This is a genomic window from Phenylobacterium sp., assembly GCF_036264965.1.
In the GTDB taxonomy this organism is placed as follows: Bacteria; Pseudomonadota; Alphaproteobacteria; order Caulobacterales; family Caulobacteraceae; genus Phenylobacterium.
Genome location: NZ_DATAPY010000055.1, coordinates 19,948 through 27,007 on the forward strand (window position 1 = coordinate 19,948; position 7,060 = coordinate 27,007).

Consider the following 7,060-nt stretch of genomic DNA (forward strand, 5'->3'; position numbering starts at 1 on the left):
CGCGCAAGCGCGCTTTCCCGCCGCAGCGTTTCATTCCCGGTCCGTCAGGGCTTCGTCGCGAACAGCGGCGTCATGGGACGCACGCCCTTGTCGGTGTCCGCCGCGTGGCCGAGACGCTCGGAGAGCCCGAACGCATCCTCCAGGGTCCGCAGCAGCGAGTAGTGGTTGTAGGGCGTGTCGTCGCGGACGCCGCGCGGGCCGTGGTTGGTGATGACGATGGTCGGGATGTGGCCGCCGCCGAAGTTGGACAGCGCCTCCGGCGTCACCGCGCAGCAGCCGTCCCGGGTCTTGCCCGCGCCTTCGTCGAAGGTGATGACGATCGCGACGTTTTCGCGCCCCGCCCAGGCTCGCGTGGCCTGGATGCGCCGCACGAGATCGCCCACGTAGGCGTCCCCGCGCCGGATCAGGGCGGCCTTATTGGCGCTCTCGCAGTCGGCCGGCACGCCATCGCCCGAGAGGCCATGCATCTCGTTGCACTGGTTGGGCACGATCAGGGCGAAAGCCGGCAGGGCGTTGGCCGCCAGGTCACGGTCCAGCTGGTCGAAGCCGACGATGCGTTCGGCGCGGCGCGGATCGTTTTGCACGCTGGCGAAGTTCATGAAGCCGGAGTGCTTGGAGGCGTAGAGGGCGGTCTTGCGCGTCCCGTTGTCGAACCGCGGATCGCCGGCGACGACGGCCAGCGAGCCGGGCTCCGGCAGGGTCTCGTAATAGCCCTTCCAGCTGAGACCGGCGGCCAGCAGCTGGTCGCCGAGGTGTCGCGTGCGGACGGTGTGGTCGGCGTAGCCCGGGGCCGCGGCGCCGTCGCAAAACGGCTGGGTCGAGCCGGCCTTGCAGTAGTAGGCGTCATCGTCGTGGATGCCGAAGGTGTCGCCGCCCAGCATGGCGACATAGTTCGCTTCGCTCGGATGCACTTCGCCGTAGAACTTGGTCGCGTTGCCGTAGCGCGCGGCGAGGCCTGCGATATTGGGCGCCGAAGCCGGATCGAGGATCTGATCGTAGTCCTTGTTCTCCTCGACGATCACGAAGACGCGGTCGTAGCGGGGCATGCCCTCAAGGCCCGCAGCCTTGGCCGGCAAGCCCAAGGCGACGGCCATGGCGACAGCGATCGAAGCGACCTGACGGTTCATAGGCGGGGCTCCGGGCCTCTAGAGTTTGAAGCGGACGCCCGCCTCGTAGGTCACGTCGTAGAATTCACGCTGGATCGGGCGGTCGGGACTGCCCTCATAGTAGCGCAACGGCGTATTGAGCAGATTCTTGGCGTTGAAATAGACGCTGAGCCGCGGGTCGATCTGATAGCTGGACGTGAAATCCATTGTCAGGCGCTTGTCCTGCAGCACGTCGAGCGACTTATCGCCCCCCAGGCCGAACAGGCTGTGGCTGACGTATTCGGCTGAGAGCCGCGCTTGGACGCCGTGCGCCTCGTAGAACCCGGCCAGGTTCCAGGTCACCTTGGAGGTGCCGGGCAGCAGGCCGAACTGGTTGGTTCCCGATCCGCTGGTCGCTGCGTCGTATTCGAGGATGCGGGAGTCGACCAGGGTCAGGTTGGCTTCGGCGCCGAAGCCGTCGAGCGGCTGCGGCAGGAAGGTGAATTTCTGATGGTAGGCGAACTCCGCGCCGCGCGCATGCGCCGAGGAGATGTTCAGGAACGTGGTCACATTGGCGAGCTGGCCGGGGGCGAGAGGGTCCGTCGTGATCCCGTGCTGCACCCGCGGGGCGATGTAGTTGGAGAATTCCTTGTCGAACAGCCCGGCCTCCACGATGCCGCCGTTCGGCAGGTAGTATTCCAGCGAGAGGTCGAAGTTGTTGCCGGTGGTGGGCTTCAGCGCCGGGTTGCCGCGAGAGATTTCAACGGTGCCCGGGTCATTGGTGGTGTTGATCGAGGCGGTCGCCTTGTTCTGCTCGAACCCGGGCCGCGCGATGCCGGTCGAGTAGATCGCGCGGGCGATCAGCTCAGGTGAGAAGGTGTATTTCACCTGGGCGGTGGGGAAGACGTCGGTGTAATCGGCGGGCCGGCTGGCGAGCACCGGGGAGTTGTTGTCGGTGCTGACGAAGGCCGTGTACGTGCCGTCAGTCTTCTCGACGCGCACGCCGGCCAGGAAGCTCCAGGGGCCGACGTCGGTCGTATACTGGCCGTAGCCCGCATAGATATTCTCCTTCGCGCGGAAGAAGCCGTTCGGATCGGTCGCCTGGGTGATGCCGGTCTCGGCATTGTAGATCTTGCGGATCGCATAGCGGTCGATGAACGGACCGTTGGTGTAGTGGCCGTCGTAGTAGGTGTTGGCCGGCCCGGACACGGTCGACAGCAGGATCGACGGGGCGGTCACCCCGCTGATGAGGATGGGATTGACGACCTTGTCCCGCAGACGCGCTTCCAGGCCGACCTTCACCTGGTCGCTGTCGTTGATCAGATGGACCGGGACGGCCGCGTTGACCGCGTAGGCGTACTCCTGGTCGACGTCGAACTCCGAGCTGTTGGAGAGCTTGGTGAACTTGTACTGCGTCGCGTCGTTGGGATTGAACGGCGTCGGATGGGTCGCGTCGGTCACGAAGGTGAACTTCGGGAAGTTGGCGTCGGTGACATTGTCATAGGCGAGCGGCGTCCCGGACGGCCCGCTGAAGGTGGCGCCGAAGTTGTAGCCGACGGCGAACGTCGCGCGGCTGTAGGACGCGCGGTAATCAAGGGCCACATCGCCGAAACGGTCCTTGCCGCCGACGACGTAGACCTGGTTGCGGTGTGTCTCCTGCTCGTCGGTGAGGGTGACCGTCGGCGTGGTGGTGGTCAGGAAGCCATTGGGATTGCTGGGGTCGGGAACCACCGTCCCCGTGGCGTTGGTCCCGCCGTCCATATTGCGGAACAGCAGGAAGTTCTTGTGCACGGCCTCGATGTAACCGGCGATGCTGGCGCGAGCGTAGTAGCTGTGATCGTCATTCGGTTGGAAGTCGAATTCGCCGCCATAACCGAAGCGGCGGCGATGATAGTCGTAACGCCGCAGGTCGTATTGGTGGGCGGTCTTGTCGGTCGGTGGCGTGCTGGCGTCGATGTAGCTTTCTTCAATGTCGTCCACGGCGCGCCGGTCGTCCTTGCGCGATGCGTTCAAGACGAAAGAGAACGGGTAGGGGTTGGAAATCCAACCCGCCGCGACCGGCTCGGCCTGGCCATCGCCGGCAATCGCCAGTCCATGCTCGCCGAAGCCAAATCGCGCGCCGCCCGCCAGCTCAACATTGGTCGGGCCCGTGTGCTTGTGCAGCGGCTCGTATCCCCAGCCCAGCGTGCCTTCCAGGAACGGGTTCATCACGTGGGCGGCGCTGCGCGGGGTCAGCTCGACCGTGCCGCCGAGCCCTTCGCCTTCCTGCTCGGGCAGGCGGGTCTTGGTGACGACGATGCCGTCGATCGCGCCGGTCGGGATGGTGTCGAACTCCACCGCCCGGCCGCCGCCGCCCGCAGCCGTGCCGCCGGCGTTGGTGTTGAGCAGCACCACACCGCCGTAGGTCGCGCCATTAAGGTTCGCGTCGATGCCACGGATATTGACGAAGCGGCCTTCGCCGGTGTCGCTGGAGAGCGAGATGCCAGGAATCCGCCCGAGCGCTTCGGCGGCATTGAAGTCGGGATATTTGGCGATCGTCTCCGCAGACTGCACGTCGATGAGGTTTTGCGCCGCCTGCTGCCGGGCGCGCGCTTGCGTCTCTTCGCGGGGCGCCGTGACCACGAGGTCGCTGACAGAGGGTGCGGCCGCGGGGCTTTCGGCCGCATCGACGCCGGCGGCCTTGGCCGCCGTGCTTAGCGCCAACAGCGACGCAGCCGCTAAAATGAGGTGTTTCTGAATCGCCATAGCCGCATCCCCTCCTGAAATTTTCTAAGGGGGTAGGCAGCGACTGTGACGGTCGGGCTGACGATTTATGAAGATTTTATGCTACCAGAGGTTGGTCCCTCGGCGGCGGCGGGGGCGGACGGCTACTGCTGCTGCTGCTGTTGGCGTTGCTGGTCGTAGGCCAGGCCGGAGTACTGGGCGCGGCGCTGGCCGGGCCGCGGCGCCGGCTGGGAGATGCGAAGGAACTCGGGCTCTGAAACCGCCGCGCGCGCCTTGCGCACGGTGACGCCGACCGCCAGCTCGCTCTCGGCCTCGCCCTTGTAGACCCCGCGCGAGGGCGGCACGTCCGAGTAGTCGCGGCCGACGGCGCAGACGATGTGGCGCTCGGCGGCCAGGATGTTGTTGGTCGGATCGAGACCCACCCAGCGCAGGCTGGGCAGGAACACCTCCACCCAGGCGTGTGTGGCGTCGGGGTCAGAGCGGTCGCCCGCTTTGCGGTCGGTGAAGAGGTAGCCGGAGACGTAGCGCGCCGGGATGCCCCAGCCGCGGCAGATGGCGATCATCACATGGGCGAAGTCCTGGCAGACGCCCTTGCGCGCCTCCAGTACGTGGTCGATGGGCGAGTCCGCGCGGGTCACGCCGGCCTCATAGGCGAAGGCTTCGTAGAGGATGCCGTTGAGGTCGCGCACGGCGCTCAACGGGTCGCGGACCCGCAATTCCTCCAGGTTCCGCTCGGCGATGAACTTCGCCAGCGCCTCTGTGGGGCCGGTGAAGCCGTGCGGATGCAGATAGTCGAAGTGCTCGCCGCGCACGAAGTCGGACTTCAGCCGGTCCCATTCGCCGCGGTCCAGATGGTCGGGCAGGGCGGGCGGCGGCTCGGTCTCGACCGCCGAGCGGGCGGTGATGGTCAGCCGGTCGTGGGGCTGGGGGATGTCGAAGTGGTAGACGGCGTTGCCGAAGGTGTCGGCGTAGGAGAACAGCTGCGCCGCCGGATCGATCTCCAGCTCGAAGCTGATCAGCCGCTGATGGGCGCGTTTCTGCGGCTGCATCCACAGCTCCATGACGCTCTCGCGCACGGGCACATCGTACTGGTAGCGGGTCGAATGGCGGACGGCGAGGAGCACGGGCGGAAACGGTCCTTAGGCCGGCAGACGCTGTTCAAGAGTATAGGCGACGAAGGTCTCGTAGACTTGGCGGTGGACCCCGGCGCACTCGTCGAGCACCGCGCTCAGGAAGGCGCTGGCGCCGCCGGCCTGCACCTCGCCGATCTCGGCATATTGCAGGCGCGCGCGGAGGCGTCCGGCCAGGCGGTCGGGGCCAGACACACCAGCGGCTTCCACATGGCGGCTGATGGAGGTGAGGTGTTCTTCGATCCGCGCCGTGCAGAACCGCACCGAACGCGGGAAGTCCTCGTCGAGCAGCAGGAACTCCAGGATGAAACGTGGCTGCATGTCGGCGGTGTAGACCCGCAGATAGGGTTCCAGCGCGCAGCTCATCCGCAAGAGGCCGGTGAGCGCAGAGTGGTCGGTGATCGTCCGATGGCGGCGGTCGCCGAAGCAGACTTCCAGCAGGGCCCCGATCAGTTGGGCCCGCTCGAGGTAGACGCCAAGCAGCAGGAACCGCCAGCCCTCGCCATGGCTCATGGTGGCGTCGGCTGCGCCCTTGAACAGGTGCAGGTCGGCGATGGTGTCGTGCAGGAAGGCCTGCGAGCCGTCGGCGAAGGCGCGCGCGGCCTTGGGGTCGCTCATCCGCAGGTGGATGAGGTTCAGCCGCTCCCAGGTCTCGGTGGTGATCTGGTCGCGCACCTGGCGCGCATTCTCGCGGGCCTTGGCCAGTGAACTGGCCACCGAGCCCTGGTCCTCGCGGTCCAGGACCAGCGCCAGGGCCGCCTCGTAGGGGTTTCGGGCCTTGGCTGCGTCGTCGGGGTCGCCGACGGCCGCCAGCGCGATGCGGGCGATCTGCGTGGCGGATTCCGTGCGGTCCAGCGTCGCGGTCAGCATGACGTCGGAGAGCCGGCACAGGTGCTCGGCCCGCTCCACATAGCGGCCGATCCAGTAGAGGCTGTCGGCGACTCTCGCGAGCATCATGCGAGCAGCCTTCCTGCAAAGATGCTCAGCATCATGGCTGCAGGTCCTTCTTGTCGGTCAGGATCCAGGTGTCCTTGGACCCGCCGCCCTGACTGGAGTTGACCACCAGCGAGCCCTTGCGCAGCGCCACGCGGGTGAGCGCGCCGGGCGTGACCACGATCTTCTCGCCGCAGAGGATGAAGGGCCGCAGGTCCACGTGGCGGGCGTCGATCGCGTGATCGATCAGGCAGGGCGCGGTGGAAAGCTGGATGGTCGGTTGGGCGATGTAGTTGTCCGGATCGGCTTTCAGCGCCGCGGCGAACTCGTCCTGCTGGGCCTTGGTGGAATGCGGGCCCACCAGCATGCCGTAGCCGCCGGACGCGCCCACCGCCTTGACCACGAACTTGTCGAGGTTGGCCAGCACGTGGCCGAGCTGTGCCGGCTCGCGGCAGAGGAAGGTCTCGATGTTAGGCAGGATGGCGTCCTCGCCCAGGTAGTAGCGGATGATGTCGGGGACGTAGGGATAGATCCCCTTGTCGTCGGCCACCCCGGTGCCGATCGCGTTGGCCAGCCCGACGTTCCCCGCGCGGTAGGCGCCGATCAGCCCGGCGACGCCGAGCTGGCTGTCGGGCCGGAACGTGAGCGGGTCGAGGAAGTCGTCGTCGACCCGCCGATAGATCACGTCCACCCGCATCGGCCCCCCGGGTGGTCCTCATGAAGATCTGGCCGCCGTCGAAGAACAGGTCGCGACCTTCGACCAGCTCGACGCCCATCTGGCGGGCGAGGAAGCTGTGCTCATAGTAGGCCGAGTTGTAGACGCCAGGCGTCAGGACCACGACCGTCGGGTCGTCCGATCCCGGCGGGGCGATGTAGCGGAGCATCGCCAGGAGGTTCGAGGCGTAGTCGTCGACGGCCCGGACGTTGTACTGCTGGAAGAGGGCGGGGAACGCCTGCTTCATCACCTGCCGGTTCTTCAGGACGTAGCTGACGCCCGAGGGGGTCCGGCCGTTGTCCTCCAGGACCAGGTACTCGCCGGCCCCGTCGCGGATCAGGTCGATCCCGGAGATGTGAATGTAAATATCCTTGGGCACGTGCAGGCCGACGCACTCGCGGCGATAGCCCGAGGCGCCCAGGACCAGCTCGGCCGGGACGACCCGGTCGCGGAGGATCAGGCGCTGGTGGTAG

Annotated in this window: 4 protein-coding genes and 1 pseudogene; all 5 read right to left on the bottom strand. The window is 66.9% G+C overall.

Features of this window, described 5'->3' with window-relative positions:
* Positions 1-44: 44 nt before the first annotated feature.
* A complete protein-coding gene (locus tag VHS75_RS07845; protein ID WP_329638052.1) occupies positions 45-1,127 on the bottom strand; it encodes an alkaline phosphatase family protein in 1,083 nt (360 codons plus the stop codon).
* Positions 1,128-1,145: 18 nt separating this feature from the next.
* Complete coding sequence (locus VHS75_RS07850; protein WP_329638053.1) at positions 1,146-3,788, bottom strand: TonB-dependent receptor; 2,643 nt, start codon at positions 3,786-3,788, stop codon at positions 1,146-1,148.
* Between the two features lie 164 nt (positions 3,789-3,952).
* The gene (locus VHS75_RS07855) at positions 3,953-4,933 is read right to left on the bottom strand and encodes a transglutaminase family protein (protein WP_329638054.1); all 981 of its coding nucleotides are present in this window, start codon (positions 4,931-4,933) and stop codon (positions 3,953-3,955) included.
* A gap of 15 nt (positions 4,934-4,948) precedes the next feature.
* On the bottom strand, positions 4,949-5,896 hold the full coding sequence (locus VHS75_RS07860) for an alpha-E domain-containing protein (protein WP_329638055.1): 948 nt from the start codon (positions 5,894-5,896) through the stop codon (positions 4,949-4,951).
* A 31-nt stretch (positions 5,897-5,927) separates the two neighbouring features.
* Positions 5,928-7,060: pseudogene (locus VHS75_RS07865) on the bottom strand (circularly permuted type 2 ATP-grasp protein); the annotation flags it as partial.

What these genes read in the sequence shown, in the direction of transcription:
- VHS75_RS07845 (WP_329638052.1), bottom strand. Translation starts at nt 1,127, where the DNA reads ATGAACCGTCAGGTCGCTTCGATCGCTGTCGCCATGGCCGTCGCCTTG.
- VHS75_RS07860 (WP_329638055.1), bottom strand. Translation starts at nt 5,896, where the DNA reads ATGATGCTCGCGAGAGTCGCCGACAGCCTCTACTGGATCGGCCGCTAT.